At 69.1% G+C, this 21,466-nt stretch carries 23 protein-coding genes; 7 read left to right on the top strand and 16 right to left on the bottom strand.

Features of this window, described 5'->3' with window-relative positions; translation table 11 throughout:
- The first annotated feature begins 192 nt into the window (after positions 1 to 192).
- Genes ACWDUD_RS13315 through ACWDUD_RS13295 form a run of 5 tightly spaced genes read left to right on the top strand, consistent with a single transcriptional unit; the run spans position 193 to position 2,740 of the window.
- Positions 193 to 654 (top strand): Asp23/Gls24 family envelope stress response protein, encoded by a 462-nt coding sequence (locus tag ACWDUD_RS13315; RefSeq protein WP_450109629.1) that lies wholly within the window; start codon positions 193 to 195, stop codon positions 652 to 654.
- Between the two features lie 2 nt (positions 655 to 656).
- The gene (locus ACWDUD_RS13310) at positions 657 to 983 is read left to right on the top strand and encodes an Asp23/Gls24 family envelope stress response protein (RefSeq protein WP_197256553.1); all 327 of its coding nucleotides are present in this window, start codon (positions 657 to 659) and stop codon (positions 981 to 983) included.
- 11 nt (positions 984 to 994) lie between these two features.
- Positions 995 to 1,174, top strand: coding sequence for a DUF2273 domain-containing protein (locus ACWDUD_RS13305; RefSeq protein WP_197256555.1), 180 nt, complete (start codon positions 995 to 997; stop codon positions 1,172 to 1,174).
- On the top strand, positions 1,167 to 2,180 hold the full coding sequence (locus ACWDUD_RS13300; protein WP_248676691.1) for an Asp23/Gls24 family envelope stress response protein: 1,014 nt from the start codon (positions 1,167 to 1,169) through the stop codon (positions 2,178 to 2,180). The genes ACWDUD_RS13305 and ACWDUD_RS13300 overlap by 8 nt, the downstream gene beginning before the upstream one ends.
- Entirely contained in the window at positions 2,177 to 2,740 is a 564-nt protein-coding gene (locus ACWDUD_RS13295; protein WP_197256545.1) for an Asp23/Gls24 family envelope stress response protein, read from the top strand. Before ACWDUD_RS13300 ends, ACWDUD_RS13295 begins: the two co-directional genes overlap by 4 nt.
- Positions 2,741 to 2,775: 35 nt before the next feature.
- Here ACWDUD_RS13295 and ACWDUD_RS13290 read toward each other — a convergent pair whose 3' ends face one another.
- The 3 genes from ACWDUD_RS13290 to ACWDUD_RS13280 are packed head-to-tail and all read right to left on the bottom strand — an operon-like array spanning position 2,776 to position 6,784.
- The gene (locus ACWDUD_RS13290; RefSeq protein ID WP_450109628.1) at positions 2,776 to 3,990 is read right to left on the bottom strand and encodes a GNAT family N-acetyltransferase; all 1,215 of its coding nucleotides are present in this window, start codon (positions 3,988 to 3,990) and stop codon (positions 2,776 to 2,778) included.
- A 20-nt stretch (positions 3,991 to 4,010) separates the two neighbouring features.
- Positions 4,011 to 4,775: an energy-coupling factor transporter transmembrane component T family protein gene (locus ACWDUD_RS13285; protein WP_450109627.1), complete on the bottom strand. Its 765-nt coding sequence runs from the start codon at positions 4,773 to 4,775 to the stop codon at positions 4,011 to 4,013.
- Entirely contained in the window at positions 4,772 to 6,784 is a 2,013-nt protein-coding gene (locus ACWDUD_RS13280) for an ABC transporter ATP-binding protein (protein WP_450109626.1), read from the bottom strand. Before ACWDUD_RS13280 ends, ACWDUD_RS13285 begins: the two co-directional genes overlap by 4 nt.
- Before the next feature lie 215 nt (positions 6,785 to 6,999).
- Here ACWDUD_RS13280 and ACWDUD_RS13275 point away from each other — a divergent pair, with 215 nt between their 5' ends.
- A complete protein-coding gene (locus ACWDUD_RS13275) occupies positions 7,000 to 8,019 on the top strand; it encodes an esterase/lipase family protein (protein ID WP_450109625.1) in 1,020 nt (339 codons plus the stop codon).
- Positions 8,020 to 8,044: 25 nt separating this feature from the next.
- On the opposite strand, the gene ACWDUD_RS13270 is transcribed toward ACWDUD_RS13275, so the two are convergent.
- The 9 genes from ACWDUD_RS13270 to ACWDUD_RS13230 all read right to left on the bottom strand — a co-directional run bounded on the left by ACWDUD_RS13270 (position 8,045) and on the right by ACWDUD_RS13230 (position 16,013).
- Positions 8,045 to 8,809, bottom strand: a complete 765-nt coding sequence (locus ACWDUD_RS13270) for a maleylpyruvate isomerase family mycothiol-dependent enzyme (RefSeq protein ID WP_231610255.1) — start codon at positions 8,807 to 8,809, stop codon at positions 8,045 to 8,047.
- A 10-nt stretch (positions 8,810 to 8,819) separates the two neighbouring features.
- The gene (locus tag ACWDUD_RS13265) at positions 8,820 to 9,410 is read right to left on the bottom strand and encodes a TetR/AcrR family transcriptional regulator (RefSeq protein WP_450109624.1); all 591 of its coding nucleotides are present in this window, start codon (positions 9,408 to 9,410) and stop codon (positions 8,820 to 8,822) included.
- A 156-nt stretch (positions 9,411 to 9,566) separates the two neighbouring features.
- Entirely contained in the window at positions 9,567 to 10,757 is a 1,191-nt protein-coding gene (gene tuf, locus ACWDUD_RS13260) for an elongation factor Tu (RefSeq protein ID WP_197251460.1), read from the bottom strand.
- 93 nt (positions 10,758 to 10,850) lie between these two features.
- Entirely contained in the window at positions 10,851 to 12,953 is a 2,103-nt protein-coding gene (gene fusA / locus ACWDUD_RS13255) for an elongation factor G (RefSeq protein WP_450109623.1), read from the bottom strand.
- Positions 12,954 to 13,099: 146 nt separating this feature from the next.
- On the bottom strand, positions 13,100 to 13,570 hold the full coding sequence (rpsG, locus tag ACWDUD_RS13250) for a 30S ribosomal protein S7 (RefSeq protein ID WP_068159523.1): 471 nt from the start codon (positions 13,568 to 13,570) through the stop codon (positions 13,100 to 13,102).
- A complete protein-coding gene (rpsL, locus tag ACWDUD_RS13245) occupies positions 13,570 to 13,944 on the bottom strand; it encodes a 30S ribosomal protein S12 (RefSeq protein ID WP_197251459.1) in 375 nt (124 codons plus the stop codon). Before rpsL ends, rpsG begins: the two co-directional genes overlap by 1 nt.
- A 322-nt stretch (positions 13,945 to 14,266) precedes the next feature.
- On the bottom strand, positions 14,267 to 14,833 hold the full coding sequence (locus ACWDUD_RS13240) for a DUF3558 domain-containing protein (RefSeq protein ID WP_197251458.1): 567 nt from the start codon (positions 14,831 to 14,833) through the stop codon (positions 14,267 to 14,269).
- The gene (locus ACWDUD_RS13235; protein ID WP_450109622.1) at positions 14,830 to 15,372 is read right to left on the bottom strand and encodes a DUF3558 domain-containing protein; all 543 of its coding nucleotides are present in this window, start codon (positions 15,370 to 15,372) and stop codon (positions 14,830 to 14,832) included. The genes ACWDUD_RS13240 and ACWDUD_RS13235 overlap by 4 nt, the downstream gene beginning before the upstream one ends.
- Positions 15,373 to 15,383: 11 nt before the next feature.
- Positions 15,384 to 16,013 (bottom strand): TetR/AcrR family transcriptional regulator, encoded by a 630-nt coding sequence (locus ACWDUD_RS13230; RefSeq protein ID WP_197251456.1) that lies wholly within the window; start codon positions 16,011 to 16,013, stop codon positions 15,384 to 15,386.
- Positions 16,014 to 16,171: 158 nt separating this feature from the next.
- Between ACWDUD_RS13230 and ACWDUD_RS13225 the strand changes: the two genes are divergently transcribed.
- Entirely contained in the window at positions 16,172 to 16,723 is a 552-nt protein-coding gene (locus ACWDUD_RS13225; RefSeq protein WP_450109621.1) for a TetR/AcrR family transcriptional regulator, read from the top strand.
- Between the two features lie 34 nt (positions 16,724 to 16,757).
- Here the strand turns inward: ACWDUD_RS13225 and ACWDUD_RS13220 are convergent, their stop codons facing one another.
- The 4 genes from ACWDUD_RS13220 to ACWDUD_RS13205 are packed head-to-tail and all read right to left on the bottom strand — an operon-like array spanning position 16,758 to position 21,461.
- A complete protein-coding gene (locus tag ACWDUD_RS13220) occupies positions 16,758 to 17,384 on the bottom strand; it encodes a TetR/AcrR family transcriptional regulator (RefSeq protein ID WP_450109620.1) in 627 nt (208 codons plus the stop codon).
- Positions 17,385 to 17,439: 55 nt separating this feature from the next.
- Positions 17,440 to 18,225 carry an enoyl-CoA hydratase family protein gene (locus ACWDUD_RS13215; protein ID WP_450109619.1) on the bottom strand — a complete coding sequence of 262 codons (786 nt, stop codon included), beginning with the start codon at positions 18,223 to 18,225 and terminating at the stop codon, positions 17,440 to 17,442.
- A gap of 54 nt (positions 18,226 to 18,279) precedes the next feature.
- Positions 18,280 to 19,440, bottom strand: coding sequence for an acyl-CoA dehydrogenase family protein (locus ACWDUD_RS13210; protein ID WP_450109618.1), 1,161 nt, complete (start codon positions 19,438 to 19,440; stop codon positions 18,280 to 18,282).
- A complete protein-coding gene (locus tag ACWDUD_RS13205) occupies positions 19,437 to 21,461 on the bottom strand; it encodes an ATP-binding protein (protein WP_450109617.1) in 2,025 nt (674 codons plus the stop codon). Before ACWDUD_RS13205 ends, ACWDUD_RS13210 begins: the two co-directional genes overlap by 4 nt.
- Between the last annotated feature and the right edge of the window lie 5 nt (positions 21,462 to 21,466).

Below are 21,466 nucleotides of genomic sequence, written 5' to 3'. Positions count from 1 at the left end.
TCACCCTCGATACCGTTCAACTTTTCTACCAAACGGTGATCACGGGCGACAGTCCTACGCTTCGGCAGCCGGTCCGGGAAACACCGCCCCACGCGCGTCCCATCCGGTCCCGGGAGTCACTAGAGTCGAGGACAACGTGCAGACAACGGAGTCGACCACGGACACACCGGCAGCGCTTCCGAGGAGTCCTTCATGACCAGCGACAGCGGCGCAGGAATCAGCCGCGTACAGTTCGGCGCCGGCGTCTCGCCCGGCCCCGTCGACACACAGGGCCGCACGATCATCGCCGACGCCGTCGTCGCCAAGATCGCCGGCATCGCCACCCGCGAGATCAGCGGCGTGTTCGACGTCGGCGCCGGCACCACCCGCGTCGTGGGGGCGCTGCGCGACCGGATCCCCGGCGCGCGCATCAACCACGGTCAGGGTGTCGCCGTGGAGGTCGGTGAGAAGCAGGCCGCGATCGACATCGGCATCATCGCCGAATACGGCGTGGCACTGCACGAACTCGCGGTCGCCATCCGCCACAACGTGATCGGCGCGGTCGAACGGATGACCGGTCTCGAAGTCACCGAGGTCAACATCACCGTGTTCGACGTCGTGCTGCCCGACGAAGCCGCCGGTCTCGTCGACGACACCAAGCCGCGAGTGCAGTGACGATCGCCGGGACGCCGCCCACGGCGGAACTTGCCGAACGCGTCGCCGAGGCCGCGCTCGCGGTTCCCGGTGTCGCGGGACTGCACGGTGGCGTCTTCGGCGAGATCGCGACCTATCTGCCCGGCCGGCGCATCGAGGGCATCCGGATCGGCGCGGACCTGTGCGCGGTGCACATCGTGGCCCGCTACCCGGCGGATCTGCCCGCGGTCGCCGAGGCGGTGCACGCGCGGATCGCCCCGATGGTCGCGGTGCCGGTGCAGGTGACGATCGAGGATCTGCAGACCGACGAGCACACAGAGCCCTACGAGCGCACAGAGGCGGCACCGTGAACCACACGCCCATCAACAACACCGTCATCGGTCTCCTCGCCGGACTGCTGCTGGCCATCGCGGGCATCATCGGCGGATTCAGCGGCCTGCTGTTCGCGGTACTGCTCGGCGCCCTCGGCATGGCGATCGGCGCACACCGCGACGGCCTGCTCGACCTCGGTGCCCTGCTCAGGAGCCGGGGTCGTGGCTGAGCAGCACACGCAGACCGCGGCCGAGCCGCACACACAGACACCGGCCGAGCCCGCACCGGAGGACACCCGCGGCCACCGCGGTTCGCTCCTCATCAAGGACCGCGCGGTCGCGCGGATCGCCACCGCCGCAGCGCTGCAGGTTCCCGGTGTGGTCCGGCGCAGCAGCGGTCTGAGCCTCCTCACCGGCCGTGAACTGCCGCGCGCCGACGTGACCACGGGCGGCAACGCCGTCGCCGTCAACCTGTACGTCGCCGCCGAATGGCCGTACGACGCGGCGATGCTCACCCGCCGCGTGCACGATTCGGTGGAACGGCAACTGCGCGAACTCACCGGCCTGTCCGTGCACGAACTGAACGTGGTCGTCGCCGCCACGGCCGTCCCCGAGGACGCGGACAGCGACGCGGCGATTCCCGTCGAGTATCTCGAATCGGACATCGTCGCCGGCCGTACGGAACCACGCACCCCCGTTCCCGTCGTCGCGCCGCTGCCGCCGCTCGCCTACCCGGCCGCTGCTCCCGCGGCGGCGCTCATCGCCGTCGCGGCGCTGATCCTGGCGTTCACCGCCGCGCGGGAGCTGCTCATCGTGCGGGGCACCTACGGCGGCGCACCGTGGCTGCGGAACTCCTTCGAGTGGTTCGGGCGGCTGCACTGGGAGCCGTGGATCCCCGTGGCCGCCGCGGCGTGCGTCGCCGTCGGGGTCGTGCTACTCGCGGTCGCCTGCAAACCGCGGCGCCGCACCCACCTGCCGTTGCAGGTCGCCGGGCCGGTCGCGACGGTGTGGATGCGGCGCACCGACCTGGCCCGCATGTGCAGTGCCCACGCGTCGTCCCTGAGCGGGGTGGCGACCGCCCGCACCGTCGTCGACCGGCGCCGCGCCGTCGTCCGGATCACCGTGGAGGACGAAACCCCGGTCGCCGATCTCACCGCCGCGGTCCGGGCCGCGGTGGAACCGAACCTGGCCCTGCTCGCGGAGCCGATCCCCCTCGTCGTGAAGGTGAACCGGTGAAACTGCGCACCGTCCTGGTCAATCGGTTCGTGACGTTCGCCGTCGGACTCGCGCTGCTCGGCCTGGGGGCGTTCGCCCTGGCCTGGGTGGGCCGGGTGCCGTTCACCCGCGACTCCCTCGCGCGGCTCGACCGGCCCCGCGTCATCGACGTGCCCGACCAGCCGTGGTGGACGGCGGCGCTGTGGGGCGCGGTCGCGGTGGGCCTGACCGTCGGAATCGTGCTGCTCGTGGTGAACCTGTCGCGGCGCCGCACCTCCACCGTGCAGCTCTACGACCAGGTCACGGACGCGACGCTCGGCGTCGAACTCGGCCCCGTCGCCGACGGGGTCGCCGCCGAACTCGCGGCGCTGCCGGGGGTGCGGTCGGTGCGGAGCCGGGCGGTCGTCGAGCGGCATCTGCCGACCCTGTCGGTGACGGTGCACGCCGACCCGAACATCGACGTCGCCGAGTTCACCGCGAGCGCCGAGGACACCGCGCAGCGCGCGGCCCGGGCGCTCGGCGGGGCACGGGTCGCCACCCAGGTGCTGCTGCACCTGGACCCGGCCACCGAGATCCGTTAGGACACCGTCAGAACATCACCCCGGCGAACGGCGCCTCAGAACATCACCCCGGCAAACGGCGCCTCAGTGGTCGCGAACAACCGCTCGAGCTGCGGCAGCGCCGAGTCGTCGTGCACACGGACCAGTCCGGCACGGTCGAGCCGGTGCCATCGGGTTCCGCCGAGCAGCGCCGCGGCAAGCGTCGCGACCTCCACCTCCACCTGCGGTGCGGCGTCCGTGCGGCCGCTTCCGGTCGCGGCGATCCGATAGGTGCCGGTGTTCTCCGGCAGCAGCTCGTCGACGACCCCGATCCGCACCGCGGCGTCCCCGTCGAAGACCCGGTGATCCAGCGCGGCGGGTACGTCGAGGATCCGCAGCCACGTCTCGTCGTCGGCGCTGCGCAACCGCACCGCGCGCCGGTCGGTCAGGAGCCACGGCAGCGGATCGTCCTCCGGCACGGCGCTGAACACGAGGATGTCGACCAGATCGAGCGCGAGCAGGAACCGGAGCAGTCCCAGATAGGCGGTGCGGGTCGGGGCGTAGAAGTCGTCGACGACGACGGTGCGGTCGCGGCCGCCGAACCAGCGGTCGGTGCCGATCGGCCGGTACCGGACGAACCCGTCCTCCGAACCCGGATCACCGTGGACAGCAACATAATTCGGCCCGCTACCGGCCTGTGCCATCAACTCGCGACCGCGCCACCACAGCGGGATGCGGTCGATGGTGCCGGGCCGTGTCGACGGGTGCGTGTCGACGATCCGCGGCAGCACGTCCCACACCGCACCCGGCTCGAGCAGCCGCACCGGTCCTCCCCCGGCCACCGACGGAAGCAGTCGCGCTCGCCGCACGTCCAACTCGAGGGTGTGCGACGTGCTCGCCACCCCGTACCCGAAGCGGCCGTAGATGGTCGCCTCGGAGGCGCGCAGGGTCGCGACCACCTCGCCGCGGTCGCGGGCGTCGTGCAACTGGTGACGCATCAGCGCGGTGAGCACCCCGCGCCGGGTGTGGGTGGGCAGGACCCCGACGTGGGTGACCGCGGCATGCGGCACCCTCCGGCCACCGGGCAGGATCAGGCCGCTGGTCGCCGAATCCGCGGTCCCGACCATGACGCCGTCGACGAATGCGCCGAGTGTGCGCCCTGGTTCGAGCAGTTCCCGGATCTGCCCGGGCCCGTACGGGGGCACGGCGGGCAGGCCGACCATGGCGGTGCGGAACAGGTTCGACGATTCGATGAGATCGGGTTCGGTGTCGAGGACGCGAATCTCGGGCATGGCGGCAGCCTACGGATCGCTCATCCCCAGACGGCCATCACCGTGCACGCGGCGGCGACCACCACCACCGTCACGAGATCCCCGATCCCCGGACGCGGCCGGGTCCGCACCACGGTCCGCTGCCCCCGGACCGCCAGTGCGTCGCCGAGGTCGCGGACCTGACGCAGCGACACCGACACGACGGCTCCGACGGCGTCGACGACCTGGTGCCACAGCCCGCGCGGGGTCGGCACACCGGGACGGCCGCGCAGCGCACGGGCCGCGAAGACCATGCGCAACTCCTCCCGGATGGACGGCAGCACGCGCAGCGCGAGGGTGCACGTGGTCACCCATTCGTCGACCGGGCACCGCAGCAGCCGCAGCGGCGCGAACAGCACCGGGAGGGTGTCGACGATGTCACCGAGCCGGGTCGTCCACCCCACCAGCGACGCGCAGACCAGCAGCGCCAGGCCCACCAGGACCGATCGCACATACGGGTCGAGGCCTCCGCCGAACGAGCTGAGCACGGCGAAGAACCCGAGGGACGCGAACACCCACCACGGGACGGTGGGCACCGCGCCGCGCGGGATCCGGGCCACGACGATCGCCGTCGCGAGGACGACGGCCAGCACCAGCAGGCCGGTCCACGACGGCACGAACGCGACCGTCACCGCCAGCGCGGAGGCGGCGAGGAGTTTGGTGCCGGCCCACAGCCGGTGCACGGGCGTTTCGCGCGGCACCGGGCGCAGCAGGATCAGGGGACGCCGGGTGCTCCGGTTCGTGCTTCGCGCGCCGGTGCGTCTCATGCCGCCACCGTCCGGTCGTCGACGATCGTGCCGGCATCGAGCACCACGGTGCGCGAGCACACCGCTTCCACGCCGTGCAGGTCGTGGGAGATGACCACGATCGTCATGTGCTCGGTCTCGCGCAGGTACCCGAGGAGTCCGACGAGCTCGTGGCGGCCGGCGTCGTCGAGCCCGGCGAGCGGTTCGTCGAGCACCAGCACGCGCGGGGCGCGGGTGAGTTGTGCGGCGATCGCGACGCGCCGCATCTCGCCGCCGCTGAGCCTGTCGACGGCACGGTCCACCAGGTGCGTGCCCAGGCCGACGCGCTGCAGCACCGCGGCCACGTACGGGCGGTCGATGTAGTCGAGGCCGGCGACGTCGCAGATCTCCTCGGCGACGGTGGGTCGCTGCAGCTGCAGTCGCGCCTGCTGGAACACCAGTCCGATGTCGCCGCGCAGATCGGCGGTCGGGGTGCCCTTCAGCGTGCAGGTGCCGGTGGTGGGCCGGTGCAGTCCGGCCAGCACCCAGGCGAGGGTCGATTTGCCGGAGCCGTTCGCACCCACCACGAGCACCCCCTCGCCGCGACCGACCGTCAGCGTCACGTTCCGCAGCGCGGTGTGCGCCCAGGGGGTCCGGGCGGCGTAGGTGTGGGTAACATCGCGGAGTTCGAGGATCGGGTCGACGACGGCCTGTGGGGTCGCCACCGTCACGGCCCGGGCGGTCCGCGCGGGCGCGGGAACGAGTCGCCCGCGGTCGAGGTGGACGACGCGACGAGCCGTGGCCGCTTCCCCCTCGACGTGGGTGACGAGCACGACGGCCGTGCCGTCGCGGGCGATGCCGGCGAGCAGGTCGAGCAGGGCGCCGCGGCTCGCGTCGTCGACCATCGCGGTGATCTCGTCGGCGATCAGCAGGGCCGGGCGGCGGGCGAGCGCACCGGCGAGCGTCAGCCGCTGCAACTGCCCGCCGGACAGGTCCTCGGTGGGACGGTCCGCGAGCCCACCCAACCCGACCCTCTCGAGCAATGCGTCGACGTCGACGGTGCCGTCGGCATCGTCGAGTCCCCAGCGCACGTCCTCGGCGATCGTGCGGCCGAGGATCTGGGATTCCGGGTGCTGGAAGACCAGTGCCGTGCCGCCCGGGGCACCGAGACCGACGTGGCCGGGACGGTCGACGAGACCGGTTGTCGGGTCGAGTCCGGCGAGGATCCGCGCGAGGGTGGACTTGCCCGAGCCGTTGGCTCCGACCACCGCGACGAAGTCCCCGGCGGTGATCGTCAGATCGATGTCGGTGAGCGCGTCGGTGGTGGCTCCCGGGTAGCGGTAGGTGACCGACCGCAGGTGCACGGGCAGCGGTGCCGGTTCCGCCTGGGCCGTGGCCGGCCATTCGGTGGGCGGGCTGCTCCACCGCGTGCGCAGCGCGATCGTGCGGAAGATCCCGAAGCTGAGCAGTGCGCTGCCGACGATGCCGACGACCGTGGCACCGCCGATCCACAGCCACCAGTACTCGACGAGGAAATCGGCGGTGCCGGTGAAGGCGTCGACGAATGCCTGTCCCGCACCGGCTGCCCGGAATGCCCGCAGGGCGCCCTGCAGCGAGGCGGCGAGCGAGTCGAGCAGCAGGATCCGGGTCCGTTCGAACAACAGCAGCATCCCGACGGTGAATCCCGCGAGCACGAGCCCGATGGGGATCGACCCGGCGAACACCACGAAGCCCGCGTTCCTGCCCCAGCGGCGTTCGGCATATCCGACGAGGATTCCCACGCCGACGAGGACGAGCAACATCACGACCCCGAACGGGCCGCCGGCGATCAGGGCTACGACGCTCGCCGCGACGGTCGCTGCGATCGCGGACCGCATCCGGTTTCCTGCGGCGAGGAATGCGATCGGCAGGGTGATGAGAACCTGCGCGGCTCCGACCGGGATGAACCCGGTGACGACGGTGACGACGGCTGTCAGTGCTCCGAACACCGCCGCGGCCGCGATCTCGAACGGCCGCAGCGGGCCTCTTGCTGTCGTGGTTCCGGCGCGCACCGCTCCCAGTGTGCCAGCCACGCCGCGGCCCCGAACCGCCCGCCGGGGCGATCCACGCGGCGAGTGCGAATCCGCTCACGCTGTAGCACGGGCGAATTCCGAATCGGTGGGCACATCGTGATTCACGAGGCCACCGGGCCACCGCCGGGGGCTGGTCGACGATGTGGAATCTCTGTTAACTTTCTGCGCATTCACGTATCGACAGGGGGGTGGACATGCGCCTGCGCGCACTCACCGCCGCGACCTTCGCGGCGATCTTCGCGCTCTTCGGAACCGGAACGGCACAGGCCGAGGAACCTGCACCTCCCCTACCCGTGGGAAAGACCTTCCTCGACGGTCTCGCAAGCGAATTGGGATCACCCGGCGGCAACGCCCCCGGCACCAACGACTGGAGCTGCGTGCCGTCGGAGGAACATCCCGACCCGGTGATCCTCGTGCACGGCACCGTCCTCAACCGGCAGGACAACTGGTCGTACCTGGCACCCCTGCTCGCCAACGAGGGGTACTGCGTCTTCGCCCTCACTTACGGCAACCATGCCGACCTGCCGTGGCCGCTCGGCGCCGTCGGCGGACTGCTGCCGATGGAGGAAAGCGCGCAGCAGCTTTCCGATTTCGTCGACGAGGTTCTCGCCGCCACCGGCGCGGAGAAGGTGGATCTGATCGGCCACTCGCAGGGCACGCTGATGCCCGTCTGGTACGTCAAGTTCCTCGGCGGCAACGAGAAGGTCGACGACTACATCTCCCTCGGTCCCGTGTACGAGGGCAGCCACGCGTTCCTGATCGCCGCGTCTTTCGAGTTGTTCGAGCAGGTCGGGGCACGCCAGGACATGGAGAACCTGGTGCACGCGCTCGGGTGTGGCGCCTGCCCGCAGGTGCTGGCCGGCTCCGACTGGATCCACACCATCCAGGAGGCCGGCGTGTACGCCGACGAGGTCACCTACACGAACATCATGAGCCGCTACGAAGAGATCGTCCTGCCCTACACCAGCGGTTATCGCGAAGCCCCCAACGCAACGAACATCGTGCTCCAGGATCACTGCGGCAACGACTTCGTCGAGCACGCCGGCATCGTCAACGACCCGAACGCCGCGTGGTTCGTGCTGAAGGCACTCGATCCGGAGGATCCGCGACCGCTGAACTGCGTGTTCGTGCCGCCGATCCTCGGCTGGAGCCCGGACCCGACGCTCGGGCCGGCACCGGAGACCGAGGCGGTCGCCGCGCGGGCCGGCTACTGACGGCCGACGGCCGGGCGCGCAGCGATCAGAACGGAACCTGCACTGCGAGAAGGCCCGTTCCCGGCGCGCGACCGGACAGGACGCGACAGAACTCGACCGCGTCCATCTCGACTGGTTGTGCACCGGACCCGGTGCGCCAGCGACCTCCGGCCGGACCGGTCAGGGTGAGATCGATCGGCCGGCCGTGCCGTCCTGCCCATTCGGCGACGACGTCGGCGACGAGCGCCCCGTCGTGTTCGGGGGTCAGGACCATCGTCTCGCCGGTCGCGCGGCAGATGTCCACGCGGTGCATCCAGGGGTCACGTGTGACGATGACGTCGACCAGATATCCGACGGTCCACCATTCCTCGACGCCACCGACCGTCTGCGCCGGTTTCAGGGTCAGCTTCCGCACGAGGGACGGCGTGCGGGCGCGTGCCCGGGCCGCCTTGGCCCCCGTCGCCCGGTAGGCCGACGCCAATGTCGCGGTGTCGAGACTCGCGTATTTCTCGACCTGATGCGCGGTCAGCGCGTCGATGAAGACGCCGGGCGACCGTTTCGCGACGGCGAGCTGGCGACGCATCTCCAGGAGGGACGCGGACATCCGCGTCATCCCGTAGGCGTGACCGGCCATCGCGCGCACGTCCCAGCCGGGGCATTCGGTCGGTTGTCTCCACTCGTCGGGCGTCAGCCGGTCCAGCAGATCGGCGAACCGCTCGTACTCGGTGGCGGCCAGGCGCATCGCGAGGTCGCGTTGCATCTCCGGTCGTCGTGGCCGCGTGGTGGACTCGGTTGCAGTCGTTGCAGCCATCGGACGCTCCTTACAGTCCTACATTCTCGGCGAACATGTTCACGGCCCGATCGAGGAGCCGACGCCACCGGTCGCCACCGGGATCGTTGGCGAGCTGGGCGTCGATGAGACCACCCGTGAGCGCGACGCACAGATCCACATCCTGCTGGTCACGAATCCCCAACTCTGCCAACGTGTTACGGAACAGATCGAGGGTCTGCACGGCCGGCGCATACGCTTCGTCGCTCGGCTCGAAGTCGATGACGATCCGCTGGTTCATCAGCTGGAATCGGGCGAGATCTTCGACGCAGAAATCGAAGAAGGTGGCCGCGAGGGATCGCAGCACACCGCGCGGTGTGTCGGGCAGGTTCCGGACGCATTCCGTCATGACCGCCAGGTACTCGCTCCACGCCTGTCCGAACATCGCGTCGTAGAGCGCGTTCTTCGAATCGAAGTGGCTGTAGAGCGAGGGGGGCCGCATTCCCACGCGGTCGGCGACCTCGCGGAGGGTCAGGTTCGCGAGCCCGCGCTCGCGGGCGGTATCCCAGGCCGCGGTGAGAATCTCGGACCGAGTTGCCGAACGGCGTTCGGCAACCCTATCGCGATTCGGTTTGCCTAACACACTTAGGACGATCCTCGCGTCGGCCGCGGATGTCAAGGATCGTGCTCGTGTCTCCTTGTGGCGGTCCCAACCGCCACAAGGAGACACGGGCGCTGAAAGCGCAAATGGCGCCCACTCCCGAAGGAGTGAGCGCCATCGGCGTCAGCGAGAACTAGCTCACTTGATGATCTTCGTGACGCGACCGGCGCCGACGGTGCGGCCACCCTCGCGGATCGCGAAGCGCAGGCCCTCGTCCATAGCGACCGGCTGGATCAGGACGACCGACATCTCGGTGTTGTCGCCCGGCATGACCATCTCGGTGCCCTCGGGAAGGGTCACAACGCCCGTCACGTCCGTGGTACGGAAGTAGAACTGCGGACGGTAGTTGTTGAAGAACGGCGTGTGGCGGCCGCCCTCTTCCTTGTTGAGGATGTAGGCCTGGCCCTCGAACTCCGTGTGCGGAGTCGTGGTGCCCGGCTTGACGACGACCTGGCCGCGCTCGACGTCCTCGCGCTTGATGCCGCGAACCAGCAGACCGACGTTGTCGCCGGCCTGGCCCTGGTCGAGCAGCTTGCGGAACATCTCGATGCCGGTGACCGTGGTCTTGGTCGAGGTCGGGCGGATACCGACGATCTCGACTTCCTCGTTCACGTTGATGACACCGCGCTCGATGCGGCCGGTGACGACGGTGCCACGACCGGTGATCGTGAAGACGTCCTCGACGGGCATCAGGAACGGCTTGTCGGTCTCACGGACCGGGTCCGGGATCGACTCGTCGACAGCGTCCATCAGGTCCTCGATGGACTTGACCCACTTCGGGTCACCCTCGAGCGCCTTGAGAGCCGAGATCGGGACGACCGGAGCTTCCTCGTCGAACTCCTGGGCGGCCAGCAGCTCGCGGACCTCCATCTCGACGAGCTCGAGGATTTCCTCGTCGTCGACCATGTCGGCCTTGTTCAGGGCGACGAGGATGTAGGGCACGCCGACCTGGCGGGCGAGCAGCACGTGCTCACGCGTCTGCGGCATCGGGCCGTCGGTGGCGGCCACGACCAGGATCGCGCCGTCCATCTGGGCAGCACCGGTGATCATGTTCTTGATGTAGTCGGCGTGACCCGGAGCGTCGACGTGCGCGTAGTGGCGCTTCTCCGTCTGGTACTCGACGTGGGAGATGTTGATCGTGATACCACGAGCCTTCTCCTCGGGAGCCTTGTCGATCTGGTCGAACGCGAAGCTCTCGTTGAGATCCGGGTACTTGTCGGCCAGCACCTTGGTGATCGCAGCCGTGGTGGTGGTCTTGCCATGGTCGACGTGACCGATGGTGCCGATGTTCACGTGCGGCTTGGTCCGCTCGAACTTCGCCTTCGCCACTGGAATGTCCTCCTGGACTGTTGTTGCTTGCAGTATGCAGCAGTGCGGTTTTATTACTTGGTCGTGCAGGTGACCGAGGGGATAACCCGAAGGTTACTCGCCGGTCGCCTTGGCGATGATTTCCTTCGAGACGTTCGACGGAACCTCTGCGTAGGAATCGAACACCATGGAGAAGTTCGCCCGGCCCTGGGTCTTCGACCGCAGGTCACCGATGTAACCGAACATCTCCGAGAGCGGAACCAGCGCCTTCACGACACGGGCACCACTGCGTTCCTCCATGGCCTGGATCTGGCCACGGCGGGAGTTGAGGTCGCCGATCACTTCACCCATGTAGTCCTCGGGGGTGGTGACCTCGACAGCCATGAGCGGCTCGAGGATGACCGGAGCAGCCTTGCGGGCAGCTTCCTTCAGGGCCTGCGAACCGGCGATCTTGAACGCCATTTCCGACGAGTCGACGTCGTGGTACGCACCGTCGAGGAGCGTGACCTTGACGTTCACCAGCGGGTAGCCGGCGAGCACGCCGTACTGCATCGCGTCCTGCGCACCGGCGTCGACGGACGGGATGTACTCGCGCGGCACGCGGCCACCGGTGACCTTGTTCTCGAACTCGTAGGTCGCGCCGTCCTCGCCCTTGAAGGGCTCCAGGGCGATGATGACCTTCGCGAACTGGCCGGAACCACCGGTCTGCTTCTTGTGCGTGAACTCGAGCTTCTCGACCGGCTTGGTGATGGTCTCGCGGTACGCGACCTGCGGCTTGCCGACGTTGGCCTCGACCTTGAACTCGCGACGCATGCGGTCGACGAGGATGTCGAGGTGGAGCTCGCCCATGCCGCCGATGACGGTCTGGCCGGTCTCCTCGTCGAGCTCGACGGAGAACGTCGGGTCCTCTTCGGCGAGCTTCTGGATCGCGGTGCCCAGCTTCTCCTGGTCGGACTTGGTCTTGGGCTCGATGGAGACCTGGATGACCGGGTCCGGGAAGGTCATCGACTCGAGGACGATCGGGGCGTCCTGCGCGCACAGGGTGTCACCGGTCGTGGTGTCCTTCAGGCCGATCATCGCGTAGATGTGGCCCGCGACGGCCTCGTCGACCGGGTTCTCCTTGTTGGCGTGCATCTGGAACAGCTTGCCGATGCGCTCCTTCTTGCCCTTGGTGGCGTTGAGCACCTGGGCACCGGGCTCGACCCGGCCGGAGTACACGCGGACGAAGGTCAGCTTGCCGAAGAACGGGTGCGCAGCGATCTTGAAGGCGAGAGCCGAGAACGGCTCTTCCTTGCTCGGCTTGCGGGTGAGGGTCTCCTCCTCGTCACCGAGCTTGGTGCCCTGAACCTCGCCGATGTCCAGCGGGTTCGGCAGGTAGTCGATGACCGCGTCGAGCATGGGCTGAACACCCTTGTTCTTGAACGCGGAGCCACACAGCACCGGGTACAGCTCGGAATTGACGGTCATCTTGCGGATGGCAGCCTTGATCTCCGCGACGGTGAGTTCCTCGCCGCCGAAGTACTTCTCCATGAGCTCTTCGTCGGACTCGGCGACGGTCTCGAGCAGCTTCTCGCGGTACTCGGCAGCCTTGTCGGCGAGCTCGGCGGGGATCTCCTCGATCGTCGGCTCGGCGCCGATCTCGACGGTGCCGCGCCAGGTGATGGCCTTCATCTCGACGAGGTCGACGACGCCGTCGAAGGCATCCTCGGCACCGATCGGAAGCTGGAGGACCAGCGGCTTCGCACCGAGACGATCGATGATCGTCTGCACGGTGAAGTAGAAGTCCGCGCCCATCTTGTCCATCTTGTTGACGAAGCAGATGCGCGGAACGTCGTACTTGGCAGCCTGGCGCCAGACCTGCTCGGACTGGGGCTCGACGCCCTCCTTGCCGTCGAACACGGCGACCGCGCCGTCGAGGACGCGCAGGGACCGCTCGACCTCGACCGTGAAGTCGACGTGGCCGGGGGTGTCGATGATGTTGATCTGGTTCTTGTTCCAGAAGCAGGTCACAGCGGCGGAGGTGATGGTGATACCACGCTCCTTCTCCTGCTCCATCCAGTCGGTGGTCGAAGCACCGTCGTGGGTCTCACCGATCTTGTAGTTCACACCGGTGTAGAAGAGGATGCGCTCGGTCGTGGTGGTCTTGCCGGCATCGATGTGCGCCATGATGCCGATGTTGCGGACCTTGTTCAGGTCGGTCAGCACTTCCTGTGCCACAGGTAAACCCCGCTCGTAGCTCGTGTCGGTCCTTGGGTGCGGACCACGTGTTCTTGTGTTGTCAGCCGGCCGTCACAGGACCGACACAGATGTGCGAGCAGCCGACCGGGAGGTGGTGGTAACCGATCCTCCCGGCCGGCAACGACTCACCAGCGGTAGTGCGCGAACGCCTTGTTGGCTTCAGCCATCTTGTGGGTGTCCTCGCGGCGCTTCACGGACGCGCCGAGACCGTTGCTCGCGTCGAGAAGCTCGTTGGCCAGACGCTCCACCATGGTCTTCTCACGGCGCTGACGCGCGAAGGTGACCAGCCAGCGCAGGGCCAGCGTGGTGGAACGGCCCGGGCGAACCTCGACCGGAACCTGGTAGGTGGCGCCACCGACGCGGCGGCTGCGGACCTCGAGGGCGGGCTTGACGTTGTCGAGCGCGCGCTTGAGGGTGACGACCGGATCGGTGCCGGTCTTCTCGCGAGCCTGCTCGAGTGCCTCGTAGACGATGCGCTCGGCGGTGGACTTCTTGCCGTCCAGGAGGATCTTGTTGACCAGCTGGGTGACCAGCGGCGAACCGTAGACCGGATCGGCGATCAGCGGGCGCTTGGGAGCGGGACCCTTACGTGGCATCAGCCCTTCTCCTTCTTCGCTCCGTAGCGGCTGCGAGCCTGCTTGCGGTTCTTGACACCCTGGGTGTCGAGCGAGCCGCGGATGATCTTGTAGCGGACACCCGGGAGGTCCTTCACACGACCGCCACGAACGAGCACCATCGAGTGCTCCTGGAGGTTGTGACCCTCACCGGGGATGTACGCGGTGACCTCGACAGCGCTGGTCAGGCGGACACGCGCGACCTTACGGAGAGCCGAGTTCGGCTTCTTCGGGGTGGTGGTGTACACGCGGGTGCACACGCCACGGCGCTGCGGGCTGCCCTTGAGGGCCGCGGTCTTGACCTTGGCGGTCTTGTCGCGGCGGCCCTTGCGGACCAGCTGATTGATGGTTGGCATCTACAGGCTTTCTCGTTGTCTGGAGCTGCTCACACGAGCAGCCTCGGCTGTTCTGAAATTAGGGATCCATCGGTTGGGACAAGGAAGCTGCTGCCCCGCACCCGCCCCCCGTGTGCACACGAGGTCGGGCGTGTCGCGTACCCCCACACAGGCAGCCGGGGGCTCGCAAACTGCAGTTGTCTACAGACCGCGCGCACGGCACTACCTCGCATAGGCACACAGATCGGCCCGGGCATGCCGGACACGACCCACAACGATACCCGGCGGCGAGCCACGAGGTCAAAGTGAGCTACCGCTCCCCCACCGACCTCGCACCGCGGCCTCAACTGCTCAGGTTGAGAGTGAGCCGGGCCAGTGTTGCGGCCGCTTCGCACGGGTCCGGATGCGCCGATCCGGGCACGTACTGCACCCACCAGCCGAAGATCCCCACGGTCGACGCGTTCGCGGAGACACCGCACGAATGCGGATCGGCGGGCCGTCGCATCAGGAGCGCCCGCCGGCCCTCGACGGTGGTGTTCTCCACCGCGTAGCCGAGCCGTTCGCCGGCCTCGCGTTCGGTGTCGAGGGCACCCGTCTCGAACCAGTTGAAGGTGACCTTGACCGGCCCGCTCGGCCCGTCGCCGTCCCAGCGGCAGATCGCGCCGAAGAACCCGCGCAGCACGTAGTCGGATCCGACGCTCTCCGCGATCTGCTCGTCGGTGACGGCGTCGCACTCGGTGAGCAGCTTGGTGAATTCGGCCGAGGCTCCACCCCCGCCGGCACCTTCCTGTACGGCGCGTCCCTCGATCGTGCGGCTGCACCCGGCGAGCGCTCCCCCGGCGACCACGGCGGCCAGCACCGCCGCGGCGGTCCGTCGCAGCCGGTTCGCGGTGATTCGGCGCGTGCTCATTCCACCGCCCTCTCCGCGGACAGTTCCGCGAGCCGGCGCGCGACCACACACGCGTCAGCGGCGGGCGTGAAGTCCGCGTACGTGACGGACCAGTGGACGAAGTCGCCACCGTATTGAAGGCCGATCTCGCACAACACGGTCTGCCCCAGCTCGTTCTGCGCCGAGCCCATGAATCCCTCGTGACCGCCGATCTCGACGTCCTCGGCCGGGCGTCCTATCAGATCGGAGCCGGCGCGCTCGCGCCCGATGGGACTGCCCCGGTACCAGGAGAACGTGACGCTCGGCCCGCCGACCACCGTCTCCCATTCGCACCCGACCGAATTGCGGGTGACCGTCGCGAACGCGCCCAGACCGAACGCGGCGGCCACCTCGTCGTCGGTGACCGAGCTGCACTCCCCGAAGAACGGACCCGGCTCGGTGACCTGCTGGGCAGGAGACACGTCGGCGGCCGGAGGCGCGTCGTCGCCGGAACCGCACCCGGTGGCGGCGAACCCGAGGGCCGCGACCGCGGCCAGCATCGTGGCCGGCTTGGCAAGCATGGACACTGACCTTACCCAGCCGAGTGCTCGGTCGCCCGGCGGCGCCGCGCCGCGTCGATGACGGTGTCGAGCTGGGCGGCCCAGTTCCGCACGATCTCGGCACGTCGCCGCGAATCGTCGGTGAGCACGTCCGCGAGACCGAGACCGCGGGCGAGGTCGAGCGTGGCCTGCACCATGCGGTGCACGACCGGATCGGAGCCGTCCGCGTCGAGTTCCTCGAGAGCCACGCGGTGCGCGACGCGCCCGAAGTGTTCCTCCAGCGGCACGATGCGCGCCCGCAGTTCCGGATCGGCGGCCGCGGCGGTCCACACCTGCAGCGCGGCCCGGAACAGGCTGCCGGTGTACTGCTCGACGAGCCGCGCCACCACCGCCTCGGTGCGGGCCGGACCGTACGGCAGATCGATGCTCTCGCGGCGCACCAGATCCATGCGGCTGTCGAACATGAACTCGAGCGCCGCGGTGATCAGGTCCTCGCGGGTCGGGAAATGATGCTGGGTCGCGCCCCGCGACACACCGGCACGTTCGGCGACGACACCGACCGTGGTGGCACCCCAGCCGAGTTCGGCGAGGCAGTCGATCGTCGCTTCGAGCAACCGCCGGCGTGTGGCGCGGCTGCGGTCCTGCTTGGGCTCCCGCTTCACTGCTGCCCTCCGGTGTGTGTCGTGCTGTGCGGTTCCTCGGCACTCTTCCCCAGAGCCGGCAGCAGACCCATGATGGCACCGCGCGGCAGGTCGCCGGGGATACGGCACGCCCTTTCGTACACTCGGGAACGACACGGCCAGAGAGGGGAGGTCACGTCGTGGCGACACTCGTCAGGCGGGAAGACTATTTCGACGCTGCCATCGAGATTCTGTCTACGGACGATCACGGTGGCCTCAAGCAGGCACCTCTCTGCCGGCGCCTGTCCGTCACGACGGGTTCGTTCTACAACTATTTCCAGAGCTGGGGTCAGTTCAAGACCGAGTTCCTGCAGCACTGGCTCGACAAGCAGACCCTGCGACTCGTGGACGCGGCCCGGCTCGTCGCCGAGTCCGATCAGCGCCTCGAACTGCTCATCGAGTTCGCATGCGGGCTGCCGCACCGTGCCGAATCCGCGATCCGGGCGTGGGCACACAGCGACGCCGAGGTCCGGGCCGTGCAGAACACGGTCGACCGGCAACGATTCGACGTCGTACTGGAAGCGACGACCGGTCTCCTCGGATCCGGCGCCGACGCCGAGAACTTCGCCCGGATGGGACTGTTCATCCTGTACGGATACCAGCAGTCGACGCCGCAGCCGGACCTCGAGCACCTGCGGTGGTCGCTGAAGAAGACGTTCGCGGACGCGCTGGCCGTGCGCGCATCGGCGTAGCGGTACTCGGCGCCCGCCGCGGAAGCACCGGTCGTCAGGCACGATCGAGCAACACCTGTTCGAACTGCCGGCGCCATTCCCGCAGGTACGGATCGCTCTCGGCGTCCCGCGGATCGATCGCGTAGCCGAGCGCGACCCCGCGCATACTCGTGTACACGAGGTCGCGGATCTCGGCGTAGCGCGGATTCGCGGTCAGGTCCGGTCCGAAGAACCCGTCCGTCTGTTTCTTGATCATGCCGCCGAGCGCCCGTTCCAGCGGCAGCAGTTCGGTGCGCAGATCCTCGTGCGACCGCGCGGCCAGCCACAGTTCCATCGACGCCCAGAAGTACGGCTGGCGGAAGTGCTGCCACATCAGGTCCACGGCCACCGCGATCCGCTCGACCGGTTCCGCCGGCCACTGCCGGTCCCGGCCCACGTCGCGCACCCCGCGCGCGGCCAGGTGATGGACGGCCGCGACGAGCAGCGAGTCCCGATTGGGATAGTGGTGCAGCAGCCGCCCGCGGGACACCCCGGCGGCCTGCTGGATCCGTACGGTGGTCGCACGCGAATATCCGTGCGCGACCAGGACTTCGACAGCGGCATCGAGAATCGTCGTACGGGTGGCGCGGCTGCGTTCCTGCTCCGCGCGTCGTCGGCTGTCGTCGCCCTGCCCTGTGCTCATGCCTGCACTGTTCCTCACGGAAGCCCGCTCGATCAAAAGCACCGCGCCGACCGCTTCACATCCGCGTCCACGACGGGCGCCGGCGCTGCAGGAACGCCGTCACCCCTTCGACCGCCTCCTCGGAACCGAACAGACGCGCGGACTGCGCGGCCAGCTCGTCGCCGTATCGGTCGAAGTCCGCGAGCATCCGCATCGTGGTCAACCGCTTCGACTCGGCCAGGCCCTGCGGCGAGCACTCGGACAGTTCGGCCAGCAGTTCGTGCACGGTCCCGTGGGGATCGTCCGTCTCCATCGTCACCAGGCCGATCGCGACCGCTTCCTCCGGGCCGAACCGTTCGCCGGTGAGGAAGTACCGGCCCGCGGCCCGCTGGGACAGGCGGGGCAGCACGGTCAGGGAGATGATCGACGCCGCGAGCCCGAGTCTGACCTCGGTCAGCGCGAAGGTCGAGCGCGGTCCCGCGACGACGATGTCGCACGCGCCGACCAGCCCCATCCCCCCGGCCCGCACGTGACCGTCGATCACCCCGACGACCGGTTTCGGCAGTTCCAGGAACGCCCGCAGCAGCGCCGTCATCTCCCGGGTACGTTCCGCGGCCGCCTCGGCGGGGTTGTCCGACACCTCGCCGAGGTCGGCTCCGGCACAGAATGTTCCGCCGGTGTGGGTGAGGACGACGGCGCGGACGCCGGGATCGGACGCGGCCGTGTCCAGGCCGCGACGCAATTCGTCGAGCATGCGCGCCGACAGTGCGTTGCGGTTGTGCGGTGAGTCGAGCGTCAGTCTCGCGAAGCCGCGCGACGTCTTGTACCGCACGTACGGCTCGGATCGTTCCGGATCGGCCACCACCACTACCTCCTCACTGAAGTCTCCCTGTTCCGGCGGTCCCCCGCTGCGGCTTCAGTACGACTTCGGCAGCCCCAGGGAATGCTGCGACACGAAGTTGAGGATCATCTCCCGGCTCACCGGAGCGACCCGCGCGATGCGGGCGGCACCGAGCAGCGACGCGAGGCCGTACTCCTGGGTGAGGCCGCCACCGCCGTGGGTCTGGATCGCCTGGTCGAGCGTCTTGATACTGGCCTCGGCGCCCGCGTACTTCGCCATGTTCGCCGCTTCCGCGGCACCGAAGTCGTCACCGCTGTCGTACAGGACGGCGGCCTTCTGCATCATCAGCTTGGCGAGCTCGAGTTCGATCTTGCACTGCGCCAACGGATGCGCGATGCCCTGGTGCGCACCGATGGGGTCCTTCCACACGGTGCGTTCCCCGGCGTAGCGCACGGCCGCGTCGAGGGCGTAGCGGCCGAGCCCGACCGCCATCGCCGCACCGAGGATGCGTTCGGGGTTGAGCCCGGCGAACAACTGCATCAGTGCCGCTTCCGGTTCACCGACCAGGGCGTCGGCGGGCAGTCGCACGTCGTCGAAGAACAGGGTGAACTGATGGTCGGGTTCGATGATGTCCATTTCCATGGGCGTCTTGACGAAGCCGGGGGTGTCCGTGGGCACGATGAACAGGGCCGGGCGCAGCTTGCCGGTCTTCGCGTCCTCGGTCCGGGCGACGACGAGCACCGCGTCGGCCTGGTCGACACCGGAGATGAAGATCTTGCTGCCGTGGAGGATCCAGTCCTCACCGTCACGCTTGGCGACGGTGGAGATCCTGTGCGAGTTCGATCCCGCGTCGGCCTCGGTGATCCCGAACGCCATGATCTTCGAACCGTCCGCGATGCCCGGTAGCCACTGCTGCTTCTGCGCGTCGGTGCCGTACTTGGCGATGATGGTGCCGCAGATGGCGGGCGACACGACGACCAGCAGCAGCCCGCATCCCTTCGCGGCGAGTTCCTCCTGCACGAGCGCCAGTTCGTAGATCCCGGCGCCACCGCCGCCGTATTCCTCCGGCAGGTTCACACCGAGAAAGCCGAGTTTCGATGCCTCGTCCCACAATTCGGTCAGCGGCTCGTGGCGGCGGGCCTTCGGCAGCACGTAGTCGACGTAGTTGTAGCGTTCGGCGAGCGCGGCGACCGCGGCCCGCAGCTGCGTCTGTTCCTCGGTTTCGATGACACTCATGCCTGTTCTCCTTCTACGGTGTGCGCGTCCGGCTCGGTGACAACGGCCAGGAGCGCGCCGACGGCGACCTGCGCGCCGACGGTGACGTTCAATTCGGTGAGGACCCCCGAGGTGGGGGCGGTGATCGTGTGTTCCATCTTCATCGCGTCGAGCCACAGGATCGGCTGCCCGGCGGTGACGGTGTCGCCGACCTCGGCGCCGAGGCGGATCACCGCCCCGGGCATGGGTGCGAGCAGCGACCCCGCGGCGACCTGCGTCGACGGATCGGTGAAGCGCGGGACCTCGCGCAGCCGGACCGGTCCGAGCCCCGAATCGACGTGCACCGCATCGGCGTAGCGCGCGACCCGGAACTCGCGGCGCAGCCCGTCCAGTTCGAGTACCACCCGGTCGGGCCGGAGATCGAGAAGGACGACCGTCTCGAACCCGATGTCGAACCCGGCCGTGTCCAGCCCGGTGCGGCCGAGCCGGTAGCGCACCTCGTGCTCACCGAGATCGCCGGTGAACGTCTTGACCTGCGGTTGCGACGGCAGGTTCCGCCATCCGCCGGGCAGACCCGCGTTCACGGACGCGGTGGCGCGGCGGTGCGCGGCGTCGGCGAGGGCCGCGGCCAGCGCCGAGACCGCCTCGGCCTGCCGGTCCGCCAGCGGAGCCGACAACACGTCGAGCCCGTGCGTGTCGAAGAACGCGGTGTCGGTGTCACCGGCGAGGAACGCCGGGTGCCGCAGCACGTTCACCAGCAGGTCGCGGTTGGTGCGCACCCCGTGCACCTCGGCGGAGGCAAGGGTGGCGGCGAGCAGCCGTGCCGCGACCGCGCGGGTCGGCGCCCGGGATACGACCTTGGCCAGCATCGGGTCGTAGTGCACCCCGACCTCGGTGCCGTCGACGACGCCGGAGTCCAGTCGCACCCCGGTCTCGCGCAGCACCGCGAATTCGGCGGGCGCCGTGGGCAACGCGAGCCGGTGCACCGTGCCCGACTGCGGCTGCCAGTCGCGCGCCGGATCCTCCGCATAGAGCCGCACCTCGATCGAATGACCTCGGACCGCAGGCGGTTCGGGATCCAGCCGGCCTCCTGCTGCGATGTGGAGCTGCAGGTCCACGAGATCGAGGCCGGTGGTGCATTCGGTGACCGGGTGCTCGACCTGCAGGCGCGTGTTCATCTCCAGGAAGTAGAACTCGCCCGCCTCCCCGTCCGCTCCGGTTCCCGTGGCGAGGAATTCGACGGTCCCGGCACCCTCGTAGCCGATGGCGGTCGCCGCGAGCCGCGCCGCCTCGAACAGACGCTCCCGCATCCCGGGCACGGCCTCGACGAGCGGCGAGGGCGCTTCCTCGACGACCTTCTGGTGCCGCCGCTGGATGGAGCATTCGCGCTCGCCGACCGCCCACACGGTGCCGTAGCGGTCGGCGAGGACCTGCACCTCGATGTGCCGGCCGGTCTCGAGATAACGCTCGCAGAACACGGTGGGGTCGCCGAACGCGGCCTGAGCCTCGCGACGGGCCGCGGCCAGCTGACCGTCGAGGTCCGCGAGGTCGCGCACCACCCGCATGCCGCGTCCGCCGCCTCCGGCGGATGCCTTGACGAGCACGGGCAGGTCGGCGGCGGTGACGGCGGCCGGATCGAGTTCGGCGAGGACCGGCACCCCGGCTGCGGCCATGAGCTTCTTGGCCTCGACCTTCGATCCCATCTGCTCGATCGACGCCGGCGGCGGCCCGACCCACGTGAGTCCCGCGTCCTGCACACTCCGGGCGAATTCGGCGTTCTCCGAGAGGAATCCGTATCCGGGGTGCACGGCGTCGGCGCCGGCGGCGATCGCCGCCTCGACGATCCGGTCGCCGCGTAGGTAGGTGTCGGCCGGGGCGTGCCCCGGCAGGCGTACGGCGACGTCGGCATCATCGACGTGCGGGCTGCGGGCGTCGGCGTCCGAGAACACCGCGACGCTCGCGAGGCCGGTGCGGCGGCAGGTCGCGAAGACCCGGCGGGCGATCTCGCCGCGGTTGGCCACGAGCACACGGGACACTGTCATCGCGG

It is taken from the genome of Rhodococcus sp. NPDC003382 (assembly GCF_053589135.1).
Note: the sequence above shows the minus strand (reverse complement) of the source record. Positions and strands in the feature narration are given on the sequence as shown.